This is a genomic window from Caballeronia sp. LZ001 (assembly GCF_031450875.1).
GTDB lineage: Bacteria > Pseudomonadota > Gammaproteobacteria > Burkholderiales > Burkholderiaceae > Caballeronia.
The window spans coordinates 513,273-534,077 of the sequence record NZ_JARTVX010000003.1 but is presented as its reverse complement, the minus strand read 5'-3'; the positions used below and the strand labels follow the sequence as shown (position 1 = coordinate 534,077).

Annotated in this window: 23 protein-coding genes; 14 read left to right on the top strand and 9 right to left on the bottom strand. The window is 62.5% G+C overall.

The window, feature by feature from the left end:
- Positions 1-8 precede the first annotated feature (8 nt).
- Positions 9-632, top strand: coding sequence for a superoxide dismutase (locus P9292_RS06875; protein WP_309848070.1), 624 nt, complete (start codon positions 9-11; stop codon positions 630-632).
- A 99-nt stretch (positions 633-731) separates the two neighbouring features.
- Here the strand turns inward: P9292_RS06875 and P9292_RS06870 are convergent, their stop codons facing one another.
- Genes P9292_RS06870 through P9292_RS06860 form a run of 3 tightly spaced genes read right to left on the bottom strand, consistent with a single transcriptional unit; the run spans position 732 to position 1,685 of the window.
- Positions 732-1,148 (bottom strand): organic hydroperoxide resistance protein, encoded by a 417-nt coding sequence (locus tag P9292_RS06870; RefSeq protein WP_309848073.1) that lies wholly within the window; start codon positions 1,146-1,148, stop codon positions 732-734.
- Between the two features lie 36 nt (positions 1,149-1,184).
- The gene (locus P9292_RS06865) at positions 1,185-1,457 is read right to left on the bottom strand and encodes a hypothetical protein (protein WP_309848075.1); all 273 of its coding nucleotides are present in this window, start codon (positions 1,455-1,457) and stop codon (positions 1,185-1,187) included.
- 39 nt (positions 1,458-1,496) lie between these two features.
- Positions 1,497-1,685 carry a DUF4148 domain-containing protein gene (locus tag P9292_RS06860; protein WP_309848077.1) on the bottom strand — a complete coding sequence of 63 codons (189 nt, stop codon included), beginning with the start codon at positions 1,683-1,685 and terminating at the stop codon, positions 1,497-1,499.
- A 270-nt stretch (positions 1,686-1,955) separates the two neighbouring features.
- Between P9292_RS06860 and P9292_RS06855 the strand changes: the two genes are divergently transcribed.
- From P9292_RS06855 to P9292_RS06845, 3 genes are read left to right on the top strand one after another with little or no spacing between them, the layout of a single operon-like run.
- Positions 1,956-2,078 carry a hypothetical protein gene (locus tag P9292_RS06855; protein WP_284503437.1) on the top strand — a complete coding sequence of 41 codons (123 nt, stop codon included), beginning with the start codon at positions 1,956-1,958 and terminating at the stop codon, positions 2,076-2,078.
- A 7-nt stretch (positions 2,079-2,085) separates the two neighbouring features.
- Positions 2,086-2,826, top strand: coding sequence for a response regulator (locus P9292_RS06850; RefSeq protein ID WP_250468395.1), 741 nt, complete (start codon positions 2,086-2,088; stop codon positions 2,824-2,826).
- Positions 2,823-4,166 carry a HAMP domain-containing sensor histidine kinase gene (locus tag P9292_RS06845; protein WP_309958412.1) on the top strand — a complete coding sequence of 448 codons (1,344 nt, stop codon included), beginning with the start codon at positions 2,823-2,825 and terminating at the stop codon, positions 4,164-4,166. Before P9292_RS06850 ends, P9292_RS06845 begins: the two co-directional genes overlap by 4 nt.
- 94 nt (positions 4,167-4,260) lie before the next feature.
- Here P9292_RS06845 and P9292_RS06840 read toward each other — a convergent pair whose 3' ends face one another.
- Together P9292_RS06840 and P9292_RS06835 are read right to left on the bottom strand one after the other, a co-directional pair.
- Entirely contained in the window at positions 4,261-5,013 is a 753-nt protein-coding gene (locus P9292_RS06840; protein WP_250527893.1) for a hypothetical protein, read from the bottom strand.
- A gap of 312 nt (positions 5,014-5,325) precedes the next feature.
- Entirely contained in the window at positions 5,326-5,907 is a 582-nt protein-coding gene (locus tag P9292_RS06835; protein ID WP_309848079.1) for a flavin reductase family protein, read from the bottom strand.
- A 150-nt stretch (positions 5,908-6,057) separates the two neighbouring features.
- Here P9292_RS06835 and P9292_RS06830 point away from each other — a divergent pair, with 150 nt between their 5' ends.
- From P9292_RS06830 to P9292_RS06785, 10 genes are all read left to right on the top strand, one after another.
- Positions 6,058-6,819 (top strand): PadR family transcriptional regulator, encoded by a 762-nt coding sequence (locus tag P9292_RS06830; RefSeq protein WP_309958411.1) that lies wholly within the window; start codon positions 6,058-6,060, stop codon positions 6,817-6,819.
- Positions 6,820-6,833: 14 nt separating this feature from the next.
- Entirely contained in the window at positions 6,834-7,664 is an 831-nt protein-coding gene (locus P9292_RS06825) for a siderophore-interacting protein (protein WP_309958410.1), read from the top strand.
- Between the two features lie 62 nt (positions 7,665-7,726).
- Positions 7,727-7,903, top strand: coding sequence for a hypothetical protein (locus P9292_RS06820; protein ID WP_309958409.1), 177 nt, complete (start codon positions 7,727-7,729; stop codon positions 7,901-7,903).
- Between the two features lie 221 nt (positions 7,904-8,124).
- Entirely contained in the window at positions 8,125-10,734 is a 2,610-nt protein-coding gene (locus P9292_RS06815; RefSeq protein ID WP_250468400.1) for a PAS domain-containing protein, read from the top strand.
- A gap of 19 nt (positions 10,735-10,753) precedes the next feature.
- The gene (locus tag P9292_RS06810; protein WP_309958408.1) at positions 10,754-11,341 is read left to right on the top strand and encodes a peroxidase-related enzyme; all 588 of its coding nucleotides are present in this window, start codon (positions 10,754-10,756) and stop codon (positions 11,339-11,341) included.
- Between the two features lie 149 nt (positions 11,342-11,490).
- Positions 11,491-12,387 (top strand): LysR substrate-binding domain-containing protein, encoded by an 897-nt coding sequence (locus tag P9292_RS06805; RefSeq protein WP_244830168.1) that lies wholly within the window; start codon positions 11,491-11,493, stop codon positions 12,385-12,387.
- 135 nt (positions 12,388-12,522) lie between these two features.
- Positions 12,523-13,272 carry an SDR family NAD(P)-dependent oxidoreductase gene (locus P9292_RS06800; RefSeq protein WP_309958407.1) on the top strand — a complete coding sequence of 250 codons (750 nt, stop codon included), beginning with the start codon at positions 12,523-12,525 and terminating at the stop codon, positions 13,270-13,272.
- An 88-nt stretch (positions 13,273-13,360) separates the two neighbouring features.
- Positions 13,361-14,689, top strand: a complete 1,329-nt coding sequence (locus P9292_RS06795; protein WP_250494103.1) for an MFS transporter — start codon at positions 13,361-13,363, stop codon at positions 14,687-14,689.
- A 24-nt stretch (positions 14,690-14,713) separates the two neighbouring features.
- A complete protein-coding gene (locus P9292_RS06790; protein ID WP_244830165.1) occupies positions 14,714-15,556 on the top strand; it encodes a transketolase in 843 nt (280 codons plus the stop codon).
- Positions 15,553-16,554 (top strand): transketolase family protein, encoded by a 1,002-nt coding sequence (locus P9292_RS06785; protein ID WP_309958406.1) that lies wholly within the window; start codon positions 15,553-15,555, stop codon positions 16,552-16,554. The genes P9292_RS06790 and P9292_RS06785 overlap by 4 nt, the downstream gene beginning before the upstream one ends.
- 25 nt (positions 16,555-16,579) lie before the next feature.
- On the opposite strand, the gene P9292_RS06780 is transcribed toward P9292_RS06785, so the two are convergent.
- The 4 genes from P9292_RS06780 to P9292_RS06765 are packed head-to-tail and all read right to left on the bottom strand — an operon-like array spanning position 16,580 to position 20,765.
- Positions 16,580-17,137, bottom strand: a complete 558-nt coding sequence (locus P9292_RS06780; RefSeq protein WP_309958405.1) for a DUF2894 domain-containing protein — start codon at positions 17,135-17,137, stop codon at positions 16,580-16,582.
- Positions 17,134-17,775, bottom strand: a complete 642-nt coding sequence (locus P9292_RS06775; protein ID WP_244830162.1) for an OmpA family protein — start codon at positions 17,773-17,775, stop codon at positions 17,134-17,136. The genes P9292_RS06780 and P9292_RS06775 overlap by 4 nt, the downstream gene beginning before the upstream one ends.
- Positions 17,772-20,051 carry a DUF802 domain-containing protein gene (locus P9292_RS06770; protein ID WP_309958404.1) on the bottom strand — a complete coding sequence of 760 codons (2,280 nt, stop codon included), beginning with the start codon at positions 20,049-20,051 and terminating at the stop codon, positions 17,772-17,774. Before P9292_RS06770 ends, P9292_RS06775 begins: the two co-directional genes overlap by 4 nt.
- A gap of 9 nt (positions 20,052-20,060) precedes the next feature.
- Positions 20,061-20,765, bottom strand: coding sequence for a DUF3348 domain-containing protein (locus tag P9292_RS06765; protein WP_309958747.1), 705 nt, complete (start codon positions 20,763-20,765; stop codon positions 20,061-20,063).
- Positions 20,766-20,805: the final 40 nt, after the last annotated feature.

The window sequence follows — 20,805 nt, the reverse complement described above, 5'->3', positions numbered from 1 at the left end:
GATTCGCAATGGCTTATTCCCTGCCTCCCCTGCCCTACGCTTACGATGCACTCGAGCCGAACATCGACGCGCGCACGATGGAAGTGCATTACACAAAGCATCATCAGACCTATGTGAATAATCTAAATGCCGCGCTGGAGAGTTCGGGGCACAAGGACTTGGCGGTCGAGCAACTGATCACGCAGATCGACAAACTGCCCGAAGCGGTCCGCACCCCGGTGCGCAATAACGGCGGCGGCCACGCGAACCATAGCCTCTTCTGGACCATCATGTCTCCGCAAGGCGGCGGCAAGCCGGAAGGCGAAGTAGCCCAGGCGATCGATACCGACCTCGGCGGCTTCGATGCCTTCAAGGAAGCTTTCACCAAGGCCGCACTCACGCGCTTTGGCAGCGGCTGGGCGTGGCTCAGCGTGACACCGCAGGGCAAGCTCGCGGTCGAAAGCACGGGCAATCAGGACAACCCGTTGATGTCGGGAATCGGCTCGGGCAATACGCCGGTTCTCGGTCTCGATGTATGGGAGCACGCCTATTATCTGAAGTATGAGAATCGCCGGCCCGAATACATCGCCGCATTCTTCAATGTGATCGACTGGAAGGAAGTCGCGCGGCGCTTTGCCGAAGCGAAGAAGTAAGTCTCGAGTATCGCGAGCGGGAGCTTTCCCGCTTTGAACGGCCAGCAGAAAGAAGCGCAGCCAGTGCACTTTGCATGGCTGCGCTTAGTTTTTGCGGCTTCAAACTACCGTAATGGTCACATCGATATTCCCGCGCGTCGCCTTCGAATACGGACAGGTTCGATGCGCGCCCTCGACGATCGCCTGCGCCGCATCACGTTCGATGCCCGGCAAGCTCACGTTCAGGCGCGCGCGCAGCAAGTACGCATCGCCATTCATACCCAGATCGATCTCTGCATCGACGGCGGTATTGGCCGGCAACTTCACTTGCAGTTTCGCGGCCGCCTTGCCCATCGCGCCGATGAAGCATGCGGACCATCCCGCTGCGAGCAATTGCTCGGGATTGGTCCCCGCGCCAGGCGCGCCGGGCGGCGTGAGCCTGACATCCAGCCGGTCGTCGGAACTGCGCGCCGCGCCATCGCGGCCTCCGGTCACGTGTGTCTTGCCGGTGTAGAGAAGCTTGTCGAGTTGCGTCATGGTGTTCATCTCCTTCGGTAGGCGTTGATCAAGGCGTTAGTGATGCGCGAAGAGCGAACCCGTGCCGCTCGTCGGAAAAGTCGTGATCGTCGATGCGCTGCCAGACTGCGTCTGGACATCGCGCACGCCGCCATAGCCCTGCATGCCGCTATCGTTGATGGACTGCACACGCTGAGCGCGTTGCGATGCGCGCACGCCGGCCGACGTGTCACCGTGCGGCGCGAGACCGTATCCGCTGCTTGCGAAAACGGAGCCTGCGGCAGTGGCGCTAGCAACGACGACTGCAGCGGTGATGAGCTTCTTGAACATGGTGAACCTCACGAAATGGATTGAGACAATGGGTGCCGATCAGCTACCGCGATACAGATTCGCGAGCGCCGCGATCTGCCCGTTCTTTTGCGCTTGTATGAGTTCGCGCTTCACTTCCGCGCGTGTCTTGCCGACCTGCGGTTGCGTCGACGTGGCGTGAACCTCCGCGTGAGCAATGCCCGTCATGGCGCTTGCAACGAGAGCGAAAGCAACGATAGAAATCTTCATGGTGCTGCTCCTTAACTGGCGGGTGAGAGGCGACGCTTGAAATCCGCTGATGCCGTCGTTGAAGCATTAAAACGTTCGGACGTATCCGCTGTGTGTTGCGTGAGCAATGTTTTGTATCGAAGTCAGCGCGGATACATTGCGATACGAAGCGCCGTTCAAGACACGCGAGTGAATCCGCATGTGTCGCGAGAAAGTCCGGATACACTGCGATACAAAACCGCTCGCGTTTTGCGCTATAACGCAGACACAGCGATCACGCGGGAGATTGAAATGAAGCAGTTCTTCGCCGTCGCAGCGTTTTTATTCGGCGGTATCGCAACCGAACTGGCCCATCCGGCGCAGTGCCTCTCAATAGCCACGGGCCGGATGCAGATCAAGCGCAAGAAGCCGTGAGCTATCGATGGAAACGACCGACCATGTGCTGATCGTCGATGACGATCGCGGTATCCGCGAGTTGCTCGCGACCTACCTCGAAAAGAATGGCATGCGCGTTTCGCTCGCCGCCAACGGACGCCAGATGCGCGCGGCGCTCGAACAAGGCGCGCCGGATTTGATCGTGCTCGACCTGATGCTGCCCGGCGAGGACGGCCTCGTGTTGTGCCGCGAATTGCGCGCGAGCAAGTTCCGCGCGGTGCCCGTGCTTATGCTCACCGCGCGCAACGAGGAAGCCGACCGCATTCTCGGCCTCGAAATGGGCGCGGACGACTACCTGCCCAAGCCCTTCGCCGTGCGCGAACTGCTCGCGCGCATTCGGTCCGTGCTGCGTCGCACACGCATGTTGCCGCCGGGAATGGAAGTGACCGAATCGGCGCAAATGCTGGGCTTCGGCGACTGGCGGCTCGACACCACCGCGCGCCATCTGCTCGATGCAGAAGGCACCATGGTGGCGCTGTCGGGCGCGGAATATCGCCTGCTGCGCGTGTTCCTCGACAATCCGCAACGCGTGCTTACGCGCGATCAATTGCTCAACCTGACGCAAGGCCGTCAGGCCGATGCCTTCGACCGCTCCATCGATCTGCTGGTGAGCCGTCTGCGTCAGCGTCTGCGAGACGAGGCGCGCGAGCCGCGCTACATCAAGACGTTGCGCAGCGAAGGCTATGTGTTTTCCGCTGCGGTCACGCCGCTGGATGCATCGTCATGAGCGCGCTCGGTGCAACGACATCGACCGCGCATCCGCCACGGTTTTTGCCCTGGCCGCGCACGCTGTTCGCGCGGCTCGCGGTGATTCTGTTCGTGGGTATCGCGCTTGCGCAGACGCTGTCGTTCTGGATCACGATGACCGAGCGCGATCAGTCGATGACCAACGTGATGGTCGGCTACGTCGAGCGCGAGGTGACGAGTTCCGTGGCGCTGCTCGATCATCTGCCGCCCGCCGAACGTGCCGAGTGGCTGCCGCGACTGGCGCGCCGCAGCTATCAATTCATCCTCGGGCCGGGCGAAAGCGGCACGCCGCTCGATGCCGCGCTTTCCGAGCGCTTTGCGAAGTCGATAGCGGATGGCATCGGCAAGCGTTATCCGCTGACGGTCAATGCCGTTCCCGGCGATGCCGAACGCATGCAGGTTCACTTGCGTCTCACCGATGGCAGCCCGCTCACCATCGACATGCATCCGATGGTCGGCACGCCGCTGTCCGCGTGGCTGCCACTCGTGCTTGCAGGACAACTCGTGCTGCTCGCGGCATGTTGCTGGCTCGCGGTGGGTATCGCGACGCGCCCGCTCAAGCAATTGGCCGAAGCCGCGGACACGCTCGGTCCGGACCTCAAGGCCACGCGTCTGCCCGAGCACGGTCCGGACGAAGTAACGCGCGCGGCCAAGGCATTCAACGCGATGCAAGACCGCGTCTCGATGTACATGACCCAGCGCATGCAGATACTCGCGGCCATCACGCATGACTTGCAGACGCCGATTACGCGCATGCGATTGCGCGTCGACACGATGGATGAAAATCCTGCCGGTGCCAAGTTACAGCAGGATTTGCAGGAGATGGAAACGCTCGTGAAGGAAGGCGTGACTTATGCACGGACGTTGCACGGCACGACGGAGGCGCCGCTCCGTGTCGATTCGGACGCGCTGTTCGAGAGCCTTCTCAACGATTATCTCGATGCGGGCAAGGTCGTGTCGCTCAAGGGAAGTATCGGCGGCACGATGGTGACGCGGCCGCAGGCGTTGCGACGGATCGTCGGCAATCTCGTGGATAACGCGCTCAAGTTCGCCGGGGCAGCGGAGATCGAGATCGGCGGACTGCCGGACGGAGGCGCTTCGATCGTGGTGCTGGATCGCGGACCGGGTATTCCGGCCGAGTCGCTGGAAGCGGTGTTCGAGCCGTTCGTGCGGCTGGAAGGATCGCGTAACCGGCAGACCGGAGGGACCGGGCTGGGGCTCGCGATTGCGCGTCAGTTGACGCTTGCGATGGATGCGACGCTCACGCTGCATGAGCGTGAGGGGGGTGGGTTGGAGGCGAGGTTGGTGGTGAAGACTTAGTGGGCCGCTGATTTGCCTTCCGCGTGTCGACAAGCTGCCTCCAACATTCCCGCCGATACGCTCATCCACCAAGCATATCGGCGAAACACCTCTCCTACTCAGCCGCGACAGCCACCGGCATCAGCACCTCAGCCGCGATCCCCGCGATCAAGGCGGCAGGCAACGCCAATCCGGCATCGGTCGAAGCCACACGCGAGGCGGAAGAAGCCGCTGTAGCCTCGGGCGCAGGCAAAGCCAACTGCATCGCCCGTCGCGAACGTGCCAGCGAATTACGCACACGCCGCTCCGGACGATTCAGCATCCCGCCGCCAACCAGCGACACGAAAGTACCAATGAGCGGCAGGGCCACAAGCATCGTCGCGAACTTGAAGAGGCCGATCTTCAACGGACTGCGCGCCGCCACAGCCGACCACGCAAGCGAAAACACCAAATACGCGAGACCCGCTGGCGCACCCGCAAGTTCAGGCATGCCAAGGCGCTCGGCGAGCGGCATCGGAAAGATGAGCAGGAACAATGTGACGCTTGCAAGCGCATGCATGAGCAGCGCGCGGCGTTGCTTGAAGAGGCTCGTCACCGACCAGAACGCAAGCAGCAAGACGAATGGCGGACACGCCACGACCACTGCCGCGATGGCAAGATAAACCACCACGCCACCGGCAAGGTTGCGAAAGTAACCCTCCGACGCCGCGTAATAAACCAGATAAGCCGCCGCGAGCGAGGCCACGCACGCGAAGAAGGCCAACACGCCGCTTTTGCCATCGGGTGAGATCAAAAGTCTCAGCCACAGTAGCCCCGTGAAGCCCACGAGATAAACGACGAATCGCAAACCCGAAAACCGTTGTTTCATACCACACCCCTTTCCCCGGATGGTGCGAGCGGCCTTCATGGCAGTCACACCGGCGCGCCGCTTTCGCAGCAAGCCCGTGACTGTATGAAACCTGTCCTCACCCACCTATCGCACACGTCCGAGTTCATGTGACGGATCGCGTGCTTGTTATTTGCGACGCAAGTGCACCATCGGTGCCTCGCGTTCGTCGACTGCTTAACGACCGGGAAAAGAGATTCTTTAGACCTTTTAATTCACGCTTAGAACGTGCGCTCTAAAGGCGTACAAGGGCGAGTCAGATCGACCGACGACAGCCTCGACAAGCGGCAAGTTTTATCGCGCGAGCGGCTTGGCTTGCTGCATGGATGAGCCGCGCACGAACTTGCCCGCGCCAAGATGATGGATGGTATGCAGCGACGCATTGGAGTCATCCACGTTCCAATGACCGTTAGAGAAAATGCGTTCGTCGGCCGCAGCGGACACGACTTCGGCAAAGCACGTGTCATAGGTGTCTTCGGTATGCGGCTCGCTGATGAGCCGGCATTCCAGCCATGCCGCACAGTTCGTCTCGATCAACGGAAGACCGAGCACTGGTCCTTTTATCGTCTCGATCCCGAAAGTCTTGAACTTGTCGATCTCGCGTCCGCTCGTCGAGCCGACCGCAAACGTCAAGTCGATAGCCGCCGCGCCCGGAATGACGACGCCGAAAACGCCGCTCGCCATCGCGAGTTCACGCGTGTAAGTGCTCTTGTCGATGACCACGGCGATGCGCGGCGGCGTGAATTCGACTGGCATCGACCAGGCCGCGGCCATCACGTCGCGACGTTCGCCATGAACGCTCGTGACGAGCACGGTGGGTCCGTGATTGATCAACCGGCTTGCGTGTTCAAGGGCGACGGAGCGGAAGTGAGTCATCTGAGTTTCCTGCGTGATTGGGTAGGGGTGAATATCGAAGGATTGTAGGTGGCATCGCCGGAGGGCTGCTTATCGTGAAATAGTCGCTTGACAGACGCTCTTACGATATATATCTTTAGATATGTTTTACGATATTAACGGGGTGATCTCATGCGATCCAAATGTTTTCATCGCGGGCGCGACGCGGGTTCTCGCGCGGCTGGCTTCGACTTTCCCTTCGACATTCGCAACGCGCCCGAGTGGGTCGAGCGTTTCGCCTTCGCCCGCTTGGGGCTGATCGGCCGACACGGACGCGGTGGTGGCGGCGGAGACGACCGCTTCGGAGGCGGCTTCGGCGGCGGCTTCGGTGGCCGTGGCGGACGCGGTGGCTTCGGCGGCGAAGACGGCATGCCGCGCGGCCGCAAGTTCTCCTCGGACGACCTGCAACTGCTGCTGCTCGCCATGCTGGCCGAGGCGCCGCGTCACGGTTACGAACTCATCAAGGCGCTCGAAGACCGTTCGAACGGTTTCTATGCCCCGAGCCCCGGCATGGTCTATCCGGCGCTGACATACCTGGAAGAAATCGGCTACGCGACTGTCGAAGTGGAAGGCAACCGCAAGCGCTACGCGCTGTCCGACGCGGGCCGCGACTATCTGGAAGCGAACCGCGAACGCATCGACCTGATGCTCGCGAAGCTCACGCACTTTGCCCGCAAGATGGACCTCGTGCGCCGCGCCTATGCCGGCGAGGAAAGCGACGATACCGCCGCCGACAACGGCTGGACGCCCGAGCTGATCGCCGCGCGCCGAGCGCTGAAACGCGCGCTGGTCTTGCGCACCGATGTATCGCCGGACGAGCAACGCCGTATCGCCGAAATTCTGGCGCGCGCGACCGCCGAGATCGAACAGAATCCCGCGCCCAAGCAGGCGTAAAGGAGCGACACACGATGACAGAATCCGCACTGCAACACCGTCCCGAACTGGAAGTCACGCGCGTGCGGCATGCGCTCAAGTTTCGCTTGCTGCAAGTCACGCAGGTTGCCACGCTCAACCCGCATTTGGTGCGCGTGACGCTTCGAGGCGACGATCTCGCCGACTTCGAAAGCGCCTCGTTCGACGACCACGTCAAGGTGTTTTTCCCACTGCCGGGCGAGGACAAGCCCGTAGTGCCGCAAGCAGGCCCGAATGGTCCAGTGTTCGATCCGGACAAGCCGCGCCCCGTCGCGCGGGATTTCACGCCGCGCCGCTTCGATCGCGCCGCGCGCGAGCTCGACCTCGAGTTCGCCTTGCACGAAGCCGGGCCGGCCACGGCGTGGGCCGCACAAGCCAAGCCAGGGCAGTACCTCGGCATCGGCGGGCCGCGTGGCTCGTTCGTCATTCCCGCGCAATTCGACTGGCATCTCTTGATCGGCGATGAAACCGCCCTGCCCGCCATCGCGCGGCGGCTCGATGAATTGCCTGCCGGTACACGCGTGGCTACGCTGATTCAGGCGGCGGACCCATCGGCGCATATCGAACTCGACACGCGTGCCGATCTCTTTGCGCAGTGGATCTATCGCAGCGACAGCGACGATGCACATGCCGCGCTCTTGCACGCCTTGCGCTACACGTATCTGCCCGAAGGCGACGGATACGTCTGGGCCGCCGGCGAAGCCACGCTCATGCGCGCAGTGCGCCAGTTGCTGTGCAACGAACGCGGTCTCGACAAGCGGCGCATTCGGGCTTCGGCGTACTGGAAGCATGGCGAGCAAGGCGTGCACGGGACCATCGACGAGTAACGCTAGAAGCCTGGGCACGCCGCGTGCAATATGCTCCATCGAACCCAACGCGTGGAGCGCACATGAGCGAGCAAAACGAACGACAGACGCCGCCGAAGCAGACGAACGAAGATCCGAACGTGGCTGACCGGCGTCTTTCCGATGAGCAGAAAAGTGAACTGAAGAACGAGCCAGAACCCGCCAAGGGCAGCGAAGGAGGCAAGCTGCCCGATCCGAAAGACGTAGGCGAAGCAGGCTAGTTCTCTTAACGAAGTGCAGAGTACATAGCGCCGCGAACGGGCGTTCGCAGCGCACTTTGTACCGAATCACACGGTCTACCGAGTGTTGAACTTGCTCGGAAGCGCCGATGTTGCCGCGCTTTGATGTATGGTATCCCTAAGCTATTGGTACGACCCCTAGCTCACAACCATATATCGCACCAGGCAACGCGTCCTGCCGGTGATTCGAAGCAAAGACGCCCATGCACGATCCTGCTCATTTCCTGCCGTCCTTCGTCTGGCGTGCGGCGCGAGACGGCACTATCCGCTACGCCAATCCGTGGGCTTGCCGGTATCTCGGCATTGCCATGCCGGAACTCGAAGGCCGTCACTGGGACGCCTTCGTTCATCCCGACGACATCCCGCCCGTGCTCGATGCGCTCCGTCAAATGCGCGACGGCACGCTGCTGCGCAATGTCGATGTGCGTCTCTTGCGCGCGGACGGCGCTTACCGTTGGCATACGCTTCACTTACAGGCGCGTCGCGACGACGAAGGCGAGTTCGGCGATACGGTCGGCGTGGCCATCGACATTCACGAATCGCGGCATGCATGGGCCTTGTACGAAGCAAGCGAACGGCGTTTGCAGGCTGCGTTCGCGGGCGCGCGCATGGGCGCGTGGGAATGGGACATGAAAACGCGCGTGGTGCGCATGACCGCGCAACTCGCCGCGCTGTATTCGTTTCCGCCGGGCACCGAGGCCGTCATGCTCTCGGAAGTGTGGGATCGCGTTGCGCCGGAATATCGCGAGCCGTTCCAGCGCATGCTCACCGAAGCACTGCGCGACGGCGGTCCGTTCGAGTTCGATTTCATGCTCGATGGCGATCAGTCCGAGCATCGCTGGCTGCGCATGCGCGGGCATCCCGAGTTCGACCGGCATGGCGTGCTGACGCGCGTCTACGGCGTGAGCTTCGATATAAGCGAACAGCGCGCGGACGAAGAGCGTCTGAGCCGTTCCGAGCGACGATATCGGGCGCTCGTCGAATCGACGGATGCGCTCGTCTGGTCCGCCGATGCCAACGGCGCTATTCGCCCCTCCGGCGGCGACTGGGAGAAGTTCACGGGCGCGCCGCCCGATCGTCTGATGGGCTTCGGCTGGCTCGACTTCGTGCATCCCGACGACCGCGAGCGCACGCGCAGCACGTGGCTCGACGCCGTGCGACAAGGCAACGCGCTCACGCTCACGTTCCGCATGTTCAGACGCGATGGCACCTACCGCATCGTGCAGGCGCATGCCGCGCCGCTTTACGATCATCAGGGCGCCCTGCAGGAATGGTTCGGCACGACCACCGACGTCACGCCACAATACGAGGCGCAGGCCGCTATCGAAGCGCGCAGCCTGCGTCTTACGGTGGCGATGCAGGCGGCCAAGATTCATATCGTTTCGCTCGAACTCGAAACCTGGACGCTCCTCTTCGAAACCGGCGGCGAATGGCAGGTGAACGACACGATCACGTATGACGCGGCGCTCGCCCGCGTGCATCCCGACGATGCCGCGACGCTCGACCACTACGTGCGGCGCGTGGCATCCGGCGAAGATCCGGGCAGCCAGTTCGAGTTTCGTGTGCAGACGATGCACGGGGAACAATGGATGCAGGGCAGCGCCCTGCTTCAGCGCAGCAAGGACGGCGTGCCGTTGCGCATCATCGGCAGCGTCATCGACATCACCGAACGCAAGCACATGGAGCTCATGTTGCGCGAGGCTGGCCGTCGCAAGGACGAGTTTCTCGCAATGCTCGCGCATGAATTGCGCAATCCGCTCGCGCCGCTGCGCACGGCGATTGCCCTCGTGCAAAAGGATCACGACGTCGAGGCGCAAACGCGCGAGATGATCGACCTCATGCGCAGACAAGTGGAGCATATGACGCGTATCGTCGATGACCTGCTCGAAGTGTCGCGCATCACGCAGGGGCGCATTGCGCTGCAAGTGGAGCCGATACTCGTGGGCACGGCGGTGTATCACGCGGTCGAGGCGATTGCCGGCATGGTCGAGGCGCGCTCGCAGCACATTGCCGTCGATGTCCCCGATGCCACCACATGGGTCTGCGGCGATGTCACGCGGCTCTCGCAAATCCTCGTCAACGTGCTCAATAACGCGAGCAAGTACACGCCCGAGCAGGGACGCATTTCGGTGAGTGTTCAGGCGGATGCGCAGTGGGTTTCGATCGTCATCGCGGATAGCGGCACGGGCATTTCGGCGGACCTTCTGCCCAAGGTTTTCGAGCTGTTCTCGCAGGGCGAGCGCACGCTTGACCGCTCGAATGGCGGGCTTGGCATCGGCCTTTCGCTCGTGAAGAAGCTCGTGGAGATGCACAAGGGAACCATCACCGTACAAAGTCCGGGACCGGGACTCGGCACGACGGTTACGGTGCGGCTGCCACGGCTTCATCATCATGAGCGGCATTCCGCGCGCGCGTTGTCGGATACCGAAGCGCCGAAAGCGAATGCTTCGTTGCGCATACTCGTGGTCGATGACAATCGCGATGCCGCCGATTCGCTCGCCATGCTGTGCGAATCGGAAGGACACAAGGCGCGCGTGGCGTATTCGTCGGCCGAGGCGCTCGATGCCGCGCCGCCGTTTCATCCGGATGTCGCGCTGCTCGACATCGGCTTGCCGGATATCGACGGATACGAACTGGCGCGGCGCTTGAGGCGCAAGGGCGAACGTGCGCCCATGCTGATCGCGATTACCGGCTACGGGCAAGCGGAGGATCGCTTGCGCGCGCAGTCGGCGGGTTTCGACTATCACTTCGTGAAGCCCGTCAACGTGGATAGTTTATTGAAGCTGCTTTCGTCGCTGACCGTCGCGCGATGAAGCCATGACCGGAGAAACGATGACCACGCGTCCCATCAGCCGCTACCCCGTTCCCGATCCGCAAGCGTGGCCGGAAGATATCCGTGCGCGCATTCTCGAAGTGCAGGAGAAGGCCGGCTTCGTGCCGAATGTGTTCCTGACGCTTGCGCACAGGCCCGACGAGTTTCGTGCGTTCTTCGCGTATCACGATGCGCTGATGCTGAAGGACGGCGGGCTGACCAAGGGCGAGCGCGAGATGATCGTGGTGGCGACGAGCGCGGTGAACGATTGCCTTTACTGCGTGGTCGCGCATGGCGCGATTCTGCGCATCTACGAGAAGAATGCGCTGGTGGCGGATCAGGTCGCGGTGAATCATCGCAAGGCGGACATCACGCCGCGTCAAAAGGCCATGCTCGATTTCGCGTTGAAGGTCTGCCAGGCTTCAGGCACGGTGGACGATAGAGACTTTGCCACGCTGCGCGAACACGGTTTCAGCGATGAAGACGCGTGGGATATCGCGGCGATCACGGCGTTTTTCGGGTTGTCGAACCGCATGGCGAACGTGATCGCCATGCGGCCGAACGAGGAGTTTTATCTGATGGGACGGGTGGGTAGGGAACGCAGTTAGCGGCTTGTCGAGAGAAGGAAGCATTCGTTTCGCAAGTCTTCCCGCGGCGCTGAAATGGCTGTGCTTTGCGAGTCCATTGCACTGCGTATGCCCCACGAATCGAGCTAAACTTCACCGCCCCGCTCCTCGACAACTCCACGCTCGCATCCATGCGCCTTCCTCCCCTGAAGTCGATCATCGCGTTCGAAAGCGTCGCCCGCACCAAGAGCGTCAACCGCGCCGCCGATGAACTCGGCCTCACGCCCTCCGCGGTCAGTCATCAGCTCGCGAATCTAGAGAGCATCGTGGGCCGCGCGCTTTTCACGCGGCTCGGACGCGGCCTCGTTCTCACGCCCACCGGCACGCAATATCTCGCCGATGTCACCGGCGCGCTAGCCGAACTCAACCGCGCAACCGAGCGGGCATCGAGCGAAACATCGGTCGAGATACTACGCATTCATTCGAGTCCGAGCTTCGGCCTCATGTGGCTCTTGCCGCGCCTCGCCGCGTTCCAGGAGGCGAATGGCGATATCCAGATGAACCTCGCGTGCTCCTATGAAAACGTGTCCTTTACCTCGGGTTTTTACGATGTCGATGTCCGTCACGGCTACGGGCACTGGACCGATATCGAAGTCAGAACCCTGCGTCACGAAACCATTGCGCCGCTTGCATCTCCCGCGTATCTGGAACGCTATCCGGTGGCATCGCCCGACGATCTGATCGAACACAGGCTGATCTTCTCCGAGTCGCCGCTCGTGCAATGGCAGCAGTGGTTCGGCAAGTTCGGCGTGGCAACGCGGCGCAAGGCGTTCGATTTCTCCTTCGATCGCTCCTACATGTCGCTCGAAGCCGCCGCGCTCGGTCATGGCATCGCGCTCGAAAGCACCATGCTCGCCTCCGTGCATCTCGAACGCGGTTCGCTCGTGCCGGTATTCGGGCGCGAGTATGCCGTCGAAGTCGGCGCGCATCATCTGGTATACCCCAGTCAGAACGCGGACCTGCCGCGCGTCGCGAAGTTTCTCGCGTGGATGGACCAGGAGATTGAACGAGGCCGTGAGAGACGGTGACAGCCCTCGAGGCCCGTAGTGAAAGGCGCCGCGAACACCTGAAAATTTCTCAGCAATAGCTGAGACAAACTCCGTTGATCGTCATGTGGAACGCGAAGACACTGCATCCACACCAGACAACCAACGGAGACAAACATGCTGCTCGACAACCAGGTAGTGATCGTCACGGGCGCGGCTTCGGCGCGCGGGATCGGCAAGGCAACAGCCAGGGCGCTTGCGGCAGAAGGCGCGCGCATCGTCATTCTCGATCTCCGTCAGGCCGATGCCGAAAGCGCCGCGAGCGATCTCGGCATCGGCCATCTCGGTCTTGCCTGCGACGTCACCGACAAAGCCGCCTGCGTCGATGCCGCCAACGCGGCCATCGAGAAATACGGGCGTATCGATGCGCTCATCAACAACGCGGGCATCACGCAACCGATCAAGACGCTGGAAATCAGCGCGGACAATTTCGATGCGGTCATCGGCGTGAATCTGCGCGGCACGCTCCATATGTCGCAAGCCGTGATTCCGCAGATGAAGAAGCAGCAGCAAGGCTCGATCGTCTGCATGTCTTCGGTCTCCGCGCAACGCGGCGGCGGCATCTTCGGCGGCCCGCATTACAGCGCGGCCAAAGCGGGCGTGCTCGGTCTTGCCCGCGCGATGGCGCGCGAACTCGGCCCCGACCACATCCGCGTGAACTCCATCACGCCGGGCCTGATCCAGACCGACATCACGGGCGACAAACTCACACCTGAAATGCGCACGGACATCATCAAGGGCATTCCGCTCGGACGTCTGGGCGACGCCGCCGATATCGCCAACGCCTGCCTCTTTCTCACGAGCGGCCTCTCTTCCTACCTTACCGGAGTCACACTCGACGTGAACGGCGGCATGCTGATTCACTAAGCATTCGACCTCAGATACGCACCCGGACCAACCGGGGCACGTGACCGGATCAACGCGCAGGCGCTTTTCCGGTCCATTGGAGACAAGCATGAAACCGAAATATTCCGCGCCGGCCGCCACGGCCGAATTTGCTTCGCCTGCCGATTCCACGAGCTTCGAAGCGCAGACTTACGCCAAGGTCGGACGGCGACTCATCCCCTTTCTGATGCTGTGCTATCTCGGCGCGTATCTGGATCGCGTCAACGTCGGCTTCGCCAAATTGCAGATGCTCAATGACCTGCGCTTCAGCGAAACCATCTACGGCGTGGGCGCAGGCATCTTCTTCCTTGGTTACTTCCTCTTCGAGGTACCGAGCAATCTCGTTCTTCATCGAGTCGGCGCGCGCAACTGGCTTGCGCGCATCATGCTCACGTGGGCGGTGATCTCGGCGAGCTTCGTGTTCGTCAAGTCGCCGACGATGTTCTATGTCCTGCGCTTTCTGCTCGGTGTCGCCGAGGCGGGCTTCGCGCCGGGCGTGATTCTCTATCTCACGTACTGGTTTCCCGCTGCGCGGCGCGCCAAGGCATTGTCGCTGTTCTTCATGGCCATTCCGCTCGCGGGCATGGTCGGCGGTCCGCTCTCCGGCTGGATCATGCATGCGCTTGCCGGTGCGCACGGACTTGCCGGATGGAAGTGGCTCTTCATGCTCGAAGCGTTGCCTTCGCTCTTTCTCGGCGTCGCGATCCTTTTCTATCTCGACAACAGCATTGCGCAAGCCAAGTGGCTCACGGATGCGGAGAAAGCCCTGCTCGCCCGCAACGTCGAAAAGGACAATGCGCAGACCGTGCAGCACGTATCGATTCGCGCGTTCATCGGCGACCGTCGCTTGTGGCTGATGGCATCGATCTACTTCTGCGTCGTCCTTGGACAATATGGGCTCACGTTCTGGCTGCCGACCATCGTGCGACGTGCCGGCGTGGCGGACCCGCTGTGGGTCGGCATCTTCACCGCGATTCCGTATCTGTGCGCCATCATCGCGCTGCCGCTCATCGGTTCGAGCGCCGACAAACGCCGCGAGCGGCGCCTGCATCTGGCCATTCCCATGCTCATCGCCGCAGCGGCGTTCGCCACCTTGCCGACGCTTGGCAGCGTGAGCGCGTCGATCATCTGTGTGAGCGTGGCGGCGGCAGGCATCCTGAGTTCATCGGCGCAATTCTGGTCGTTGCCAACGGCCGTGCTGGGCGGCATGTCGGCGGCGGCGGGCATTGCCGCGGTTAACTGCTTCGCCAATCTCGCGGGCTTCTTTTCTCCGACCATCGTCGGCTGGCTGAATGACTTCACGGGCAAATCGACGGCCGGTCTCATCTTCATCTCGATTGCAATCGTCGTGGGCGCGGCGCTGGTCTTTCTCGTGCCCGCCAAGACCGTGAACCGCTAAAGATTTTTCAAGGAGACAAACATCATGAGTAGTGCAGTCATCGAAGAGGTCACGCTCGCCGAGCGTGCCTACCGTATCCGCCGCAATGCCTTGTTGATGGGCGAAGTGCAAGGTCAAGGGTATATCGGCCAGGCGCTCGATATCGCCGACGTGCTGGCCGTCGCTTACTTCGGCGCGATGAACTATCGCCCCGAAGATCCCGAATGGGAAGAGCGCGACCGCTTCCTCTTGTCCAACGGTCACTATGCAATCGCGCTGTACGCTGCGCTCTTCGAAGCGGGCATCCTGCCGCAAGCGGAACTCGAGACCTACGGCAGCGACGACAGCCGTCTGCCCATGTCCGGCATGGCGAGCTATACGCCAGGCATGGAAATGTCGGGCGGCTCGCTCGGACAAGGGCTCACGATCGCGGTCGGCCGTTGCCTCGGTCTCAAGCGTAAAGGATCGAAGTCTTTTGTCTACACGCTCTTTTCCGATGGCGAATTGGACGAAGGCGCGATCTGGGAAGGGCTGATGTCGGCATCGCACTGGAAGCTCGACAACCTCATCGCCATGATCGACGTGAACAATCAGCAGGCGGACGGACCCTCGACGCAGATCATGGCGTTCGAGCCGCTCGTGCCGAAGCTCGAAGCGTTCGGCTGGTATGTGCAGCGCGTGACGGGCAACGACATCGACGCCGTCAAACAAGCGTTCGATAACGCGCGCAATCTGAAGGAAGCGAAGCCGCGCATCATCGTGTGCGATACGCGCATGGGCTGCGGCGTGCCGTTTCTCGAAGAGCGCGAGAAGAACCACTTCATCCGTGTCGATGCCGACGAATGGCAACTGGCGCTGCAGGCACTTGAACAAGGGAGACAAGCATGAGCGACACGCTGACACAAAAGCCGCGCCTGAAGACATCGGCGATGATCGCGTCCATCGCGAGCGAAGGACAGCTCACGCGCTCGGCGCCTTTCGGACACGCGCTGGTGGAACTCGCACGCACCAAGAGCAATGTGATCGGCATGACGGCCGACCTCGGCAAGTACACTGACCTGCATATCTTCGCAAAGGAGTTTCCCGAGCGCTTCTACCAGATGGGCATGGCCGAGCAGTTGCTGATGGGCGCGGCATCCGGCTTCGCGCATGAAGGCGCGCAGCCGTTCGTCACGACATATGCCGTATTCGCGACGCGGCGCGCGTATGACTTCATCCACCAGACTATCGCCGAAGACAATCTCGATGTGAAGATCGTCTGCGCATTGCCGGGGCTCACCACGGGTTACGGTCCGAGCCATCAGGCCGCCGAAGACCTCGCGTTGATGCGCGCCATGCCCAACATGACCGTGATCGATCCGTGCGACGCGCTCGATATCGAGCAGATGGTGCCCGCCATCGCCGCGCACAAAGGCCCGGTGTACGCGCGCCTGTTGCGCGGCAACGTGCCCGCCGTGCTCGACGAATACGACTATCAGTTCGAACTCGGCAAGGCGAAGCTTCTGCGCGATGGCGCCGACGTGCTGATGATCTCGTCCGGGATCATGACCATGCGTGCGCTGGAAACCGCGAAGGCGCTCGAAGCCGACAACGTGGATGTCGCGGTGCTGCACGTGCCGACCATCAAGCCGCTCGACACCGAGACCATCGTGCGCGAAGCGCGGCGTTCGGGACGGCTCGTGGTCGTGGCCGAGAATCACACGGTGATCGGAGGGCTTGGCGAAGGTGTCGCTGCCGCGTTGCTGAACGCTGGCATCGCGCCGCCGTTCAAGCAGATCGCCCTGCCCGATGCATTTCTGGATGCCGGCGCGTTACCGACCTTGCATGACCGTTATGGCATTTCCACCCGCGTGATGAGCGAAACCATCAAAGGATGGTTGGGCTAACGGCACGAATGCGGGCGGGCGCGGCTCAACCGCGAGCCGCCTTGCCCCGCATGGGTTTCTTGACGGCGGGTGCATCGCCCGCCATTTCTTCCATCCACGAAAGCCCGTCCAGATACGCAAGAAAGTGCTGCAAATAAGCGGGTGAAACTTCGCGCATCAATGCAAGCGAACGATGCACCAGACTGCTCGAATTGAGCGGACCCGCGTTTTTCGGCACCCGCGCAAGAGACTCGTTGAGGCGCTGCTCGGCGCTGAGTCGGGCCCACACTTCGCGGAAGTATTCGAGCAATTCGCTCTGTGAGGCATGCGCCACGCGCGCATTCATGTCGGTGACCAGCACGGCGAGCGGCGTACTTTCAACCTTTCGTGACGGCTCGACAGGCGCGGCAAGTTCGACTTCTCGCGCGTAGTCATGGAGCAAGGTCTGCAAGCGCGCATCGAGCAAACGACGCGCCTCGCCACGCTGCGCGCTCGCTCTCCGTTCGAGCGAATCGATGAACGCAAAGCGCAGCGGACTCACGCGATCATCGCCCTGAACGCGCCATTCATCGAGCATTGCGCGTGCTTGCGAGCGCTCAGTCACCGCTTCACTCCGCCGTTGGTCGGCCGCGGCACCGCTGAAATCTCGACTCGACGATTCTTTGCGCGACCCAGATCGTCGGCATTGGAACTGATCGGCTGCTCGGAGCCGAACGCCGCCGCGAATACGGACGACGATGGCACACCCGCGTCGATCAGCGCGCGCGTCACCGTCAAGGCGCGTTTGGCCGAGAGTTCCCAGTTGTCGGCGAAGCGGCGATTGCCTTCGTGCACCTGCTGATCGTCGGCGAAACCGCTCACCATCAGAATCTCTTCGTGCGAACCGAGATAGGCGGAAAGCGGTCCTGCAAGGCTCTTGAGCACATCGCGCCCTTGCGGCTGCAACTGATCGGAATTCAACGCGAACAACACGCTGCCGCTAATGCCGATGCGCCCGTTCACCAGCGTCACGCGCCCCGACGCGAGCGGGCCAGCCAGCGCCTGCTCCAGCGTCTTGCGGCGCTGCGTTTCCATCTGCCGCTGCTTGACTTCGTTTTCCAGCCGCGTCGACAGTTGCAACTGCACGCCAATGACGCCGACCAGAATTAGCACGAACGCGCCCAGCAGTACCGACATGAGATCGGCGAACGCAGCCCAGATGGGCGCGGCGGCCTCCACGCCGCCATCGATCTCCTCGTTCATGCGGCCTTCGCTCCGGCGGCGCGCTGCCCCGCGATACGCTGCAGGTCTTCGACGATCTGCTTCTGCGAAAGCGTACTCAGATCGATCACCTCACGCGCCTGCGCCACGTAATAGGCAAGCTGTTCGTCGCTGCGTGCAAGCGACTTGTCGAGCGCGGCCTCGATGCTCTTGAGATGCGCGACGAGCAGTTCGTTCGATGCGCCGAAAGACTGCACGGCGCCGCCGAGCGCATCGCCGAGACTCGCGACTTCGAGCGCGCCGCTCGTGACTTGCGCCGCGACCGCTTCGAGTTTGAGGGTCTCTGCCTCGACCTTGTCGGTGAACCGCGTGCCGACGCGCGCGAGCAGGTCCGATGACGAAGCGACGAGCGCATCGACGGCCACGCGCTGTTCGTTCGACGTGTGATTCACCGCATCGAGCAAGGTTTCGAGCGTGGCGAGCAAGCGCGTGCGCTCGTCCAGCATGGCGTTGTCGTGGACCATGGATTCGCTGAGTTTCTCGCGCATCTGCGCAATCACATCGGCGGCGAGCTTCGGCGCTTCCGACGCCGCCGCGACCAGTCCTTCGATCTTCGCGATGGTGCCGCTTGCGCGCTTCTCGGCATCGGCGGCCATCTCGCTCGCGGTGCGCGCGAGCGTGTCGCAGATGTTCTGTTGACGCTCGGCGGCGAACGCGCTCGTCTCTTGCCATTGTTCTCGCTGGTTGGCGGCGAGCGTGGCGAGCGCATCGGTCCAGGCGTTCAGGCGCGCTTCGCTGTTCGATGCGATCTCGTCGCGCAAACCGGCGTGCGATCGATCGACGGCGAGCAGCAGCGAAGCGGCGTGTTCCTGGAAACTCGCCGTCGCGTTAAGCAACGCCTGCTCGTGTTGCGCGGCGAGATGCTCGCCGGTGCGCGTCTGTTGCGTGAGCGCTTCGCTCCACGTTTCGGCGAGCGTGGATGACGTGTGGTCGAGCCGCGCGGCGACGCCATCGATCAAACCGGCCGCGCGTTGCTCGAACGTTTCGGCAAGACCATCGAGCGCGGCGCGCGTTCCCGTCATCAACGCCTCGTTCGACTTTCGATGCCCGGCGAGCGACTGGTTCCAGTGCTCCGCGATCTCCGTCACCGAAGTCGTGAAGCCGCTCGTGATGCGTTCCATGCGCGCCGATACGCCTTCGAGCAACGCGGCCGAGCGCGTTTCGAAGCCCTGCGCGAAGCCGTCGAGCGACGTGCCCATGCGCGTGACGAGCGCTTCGTTCGACTGCCGATGTTTATCGAGCGAGTCTTGCCAGATGCCCGCGATTTTCGCCGACGAAGCCTCGAAGCCGCTCGACAAGCCATCCAGCTGCCGCGCCACGGCCTGTTCGATCTTGCCGTGCAAGGCTGCCGTCTCGCCCGCGATGCCGTCCATGGCGGATTGCATGATCGGTTGCAGCGCGCTGCTCGCGGCGCGCGCGCTGTCGGCGACGCTCTGCTTCAACGACTGTTCCACCGATGCCGCCAGCCGCCGATACGAAGTCTCGGTTTTGGCATGAAACGCATCCTGATTGGTCAGTTGCCGCTCGTTTGCCGCGATGCTCTGCTGTTCGATGGCGTGCATCATCGCTTGCAGGCGATCGACCAGCTTCGGCATGAGTTCGGCCTGCCGTTGCATCAGCTTCAGGCCTTCCTCGCGCCGATGCGTCTCTGTAAATACGCGCAGTGTCGTCGCAATCTTGAGGTCGAGGGTCTGCACGGCGTCGAGCCGTTCGCGGCGGCACAGCGCTAAAAGCAGGCCAAGCATGGCCGATGTCGCGACACCCGCGATCGATGTGCCGAACGCGAAACTCAGGCCCGTGACCGGCGCCGCGAGCGACGAGCGGATCGCCGAAAGATCGGTCGCGCTTTCCAGCGCCGCGCCGGTGCCGCGCAGCGTCACGACCATGCCGAGCAGCGTGCCGAGCATGCCGAGCAACACGAGCAACCCGACGAGATATGGCGCAAGCACAGGCGCCGGCAACGCGGCGCGCTCGCCTTCGACCCGCAAGCGCACCGCATTGCGCAGAACCACGGGCAGGCTTTCGAGCCAGACGGCAAGGCTCTTCGGCGTGACGGCGAGTTGCCGCAGCGCATGCGCGAATGCATAGGTGGTTTGCTGATAGCGCTGCAGTTCGGCCGCGCCCGCGAGGTAGCACGCGCCGATCAGGAGCGTGACGCAAAACGCGAGCGCATTCGAGCCGACATAGCCAATGGCGATTCCGCAAACGGCGGCAAGACCAGCGAGAAAGACGGCGACATTCAGGATATAGCGAGGCATGGCGTGGCTTTAGCGGGTTCGAAGGGCGGAAAGCAGCCCTTCGACCGGTTGAAAACGGACTTCGAGTTCGGCGAGCGAGACGTGGCGCATGTCGTCGCGAAAGGCCTCGAGCCAGGCATTCGACACGGGTGCGGCTTGGTCCGCGGCTGCGCGCTTCATGCGCTCGAAATACTTGCCGAGCAACACGGGCACTTGCGCGAGCAGGCTGCGTTCGCGTGCGCTCAACGCCTGTTCCATGACGGCATCGACGGCGGCGAGACGCGCCAGATTGGGCGATTGCGCCGCAAGCGCCGCGCGCAAGCGGCCGCGCAACAGGCCGATGTCGGTTTCCATGGTCTGCTGCAAGGACACATAGCGCTGGCGGAACGCCGCAAAGTCGAGCGAAAGATCGTCCGGAGGTGGCGTCGCCACGCGTGCGCGATGCCGTCCGGGTGTAGGCTTCACGCCGCCCGCGACGGCATTCACCAGCGACGCGCGCATGCGCATGCAGGCTTCTTCCAGCGCGTGCGCACCTGAGTGCATTGGCACGAGAGGCACCGGCGGCGCATCGGCGAGCGCGGTCGAAAGCGCGATCGCATCGGTCCAGCCGAGCCATTGGCTCAGGCGGTCCGAAAGCGATGCGGCGGGTTCGTGAACATCGAGGTTGGCGATGCGTGCCAGCAGACGCACGAGCGCCGGGCCGCTGAGCGCCGTGCGCGTCTGGGCTTGCACGATATGACCAGGGCAAAAGCTGGCTATTTTAACCGCTGACGCA

Bases quoted from the DNA above. Each gene is read 5' to 3' on its own strand.
- P9292_RS06775 (WP_244830162.1), bottom strand. From the start codon at position 17,775: ATGAACGAGGAGATCGATGGCGGCGTGGAGGCCGCCGCGCCCATCTGG.
- P9292_RS06835 (WP_309848079.1), bottom strand. From the start codon at position 5,907: ATGACTCACTTCCGCTCCGTCGCCCTTGAACACGCAAGCCGGTTGATC.
- P9292_RS06795 (WP_250494103.1), top strand. From the start codon at position 13,361: ATGAAACCGAAATATTCCGCGCCGGCCGCCACGGCCGAATTTGCTTCG.
- P9292_RS06800 (WP_309958407.1), top strand. From the start codon at position 12,523: ATGCTGCTCGACAACCAGGTAGTGATCGTCACGGGCGCGGCTTCGGCG.
- P9292_RS06830 (WP_309958411.1), top strand. From the start codon at position 6,058: ATGCGATCCAAATGTTTTCATCGCGGGCGCGACGCGGGTTCTCGCGCG.
- P9292_RS06810 (WP_309958408.1), top strand. From the start codon at position 10,754: ATGACCACGCGTCCCATCAGCCGCTACCCCGTTCCCGATCCGCAAGCG.
- P9292_RS06815 (WP_250468400.1), top strand. From the start codon at position 8,125: ATGCACGATCCTGCTCATTTCCTGCCGTCCTTCGTCTGGCGTGCGGCG.
- P9292_RS06805 (WP_244830168.1), top strand. From the start codon at position 11,491: ATGCGCCTTCCTCCCCTGAAGTCGATCATCGCGTTCGAAAGCGTCGCC.
- P9292_RS06790 (WP_244830165.1), top strand. From the start codon at position 14,714: ATGAGTAGTGCAGTCATCGAAGAGGTCACGCTCGCCGAGCGTGCCTAC.
- P9292_RS06785 (WP_309958406.1), top strand. From the start codon at position 15,553: ATGAGCGACACGCTGACACAAAAGCCGCGCCTGAAGACATCGGCGATG.
- P9292_RS06850 (WP_250468395.1), top strand. From the start codon at position 2,086: ATGGAAACGACCGACCATGTGCTGATCGTCGATGACGATCGCGGTATC.
- P9292_RS06875 (WP_309848070.1), top strand. From the start codon at position 9: ATGGCTTATTCCCTGCCTCCCCTGCCCTACGCTTACGATGCACTCGAG.
- P9292_RS06820 (WP_309958409.1), top strand. From the start codon at position 7,727: ATGAGCGAGCAAAACGAACGACAGACGCCGCCGAAGCAGACGAACGAA.
- P9292_RS06770 (WP_309958404.1), bottom strand. From the start codon at position 20,051: ATGCCTCGCTATATCCTGAATGTCGCCGTCTTTCTCGCTGGTCTTGCC.
- P9292_RS06845 (WP_309958412.1), top strand. From the start codon at position 2,823: ATGAGCGCGCTCGGTGCAACGACATCGACCGCGCATCCGCCACGGTTT.
- P9292_RS06825 (WP_309958410.1), top strand. From the start codon at position 6,834: ATGACAGAATCCGCACTGCAACACCGTCCCGAACTGGAAGTCACGCGC.
- P9292_RS06865 (WP_309848075.1), bottom strand. From the start codon at position 1,457: ATGTTCAAGAAGCTCATCACCGCTGCAGTCGTCGTTGCTAGCGCCACT.
- P9292_RS06870 (WP_309848073.1), bottom strand. From the start codon at position 1,148: ATGACGCAACTCGACAAGCTTCTCTACACCGGCAAGACACACGTGACC.
- P9292_RS06840 (WP_250527893.1), bottom strand. From the start codon at position 5,013: ATGAAACAACGGTTTTCGGGTTTGCGATTCGTCGTTTATCTCGTGGGC.
- P9292_RS06855 (WP_284503437.1), top strand. From the start codon at position 1,956: ATGAAGCAGTTCTTCGCCGTCGCAGCGTTTTTATTCGGCGGTATCGCA.
- P9292_RS06860 (WP_309848077.1), bottom strand. From the start codon at position 1,685: ATGAAGATTTCTATCGTTGCTTTCGCTCTCGTTGCAAGCGCCATGACG.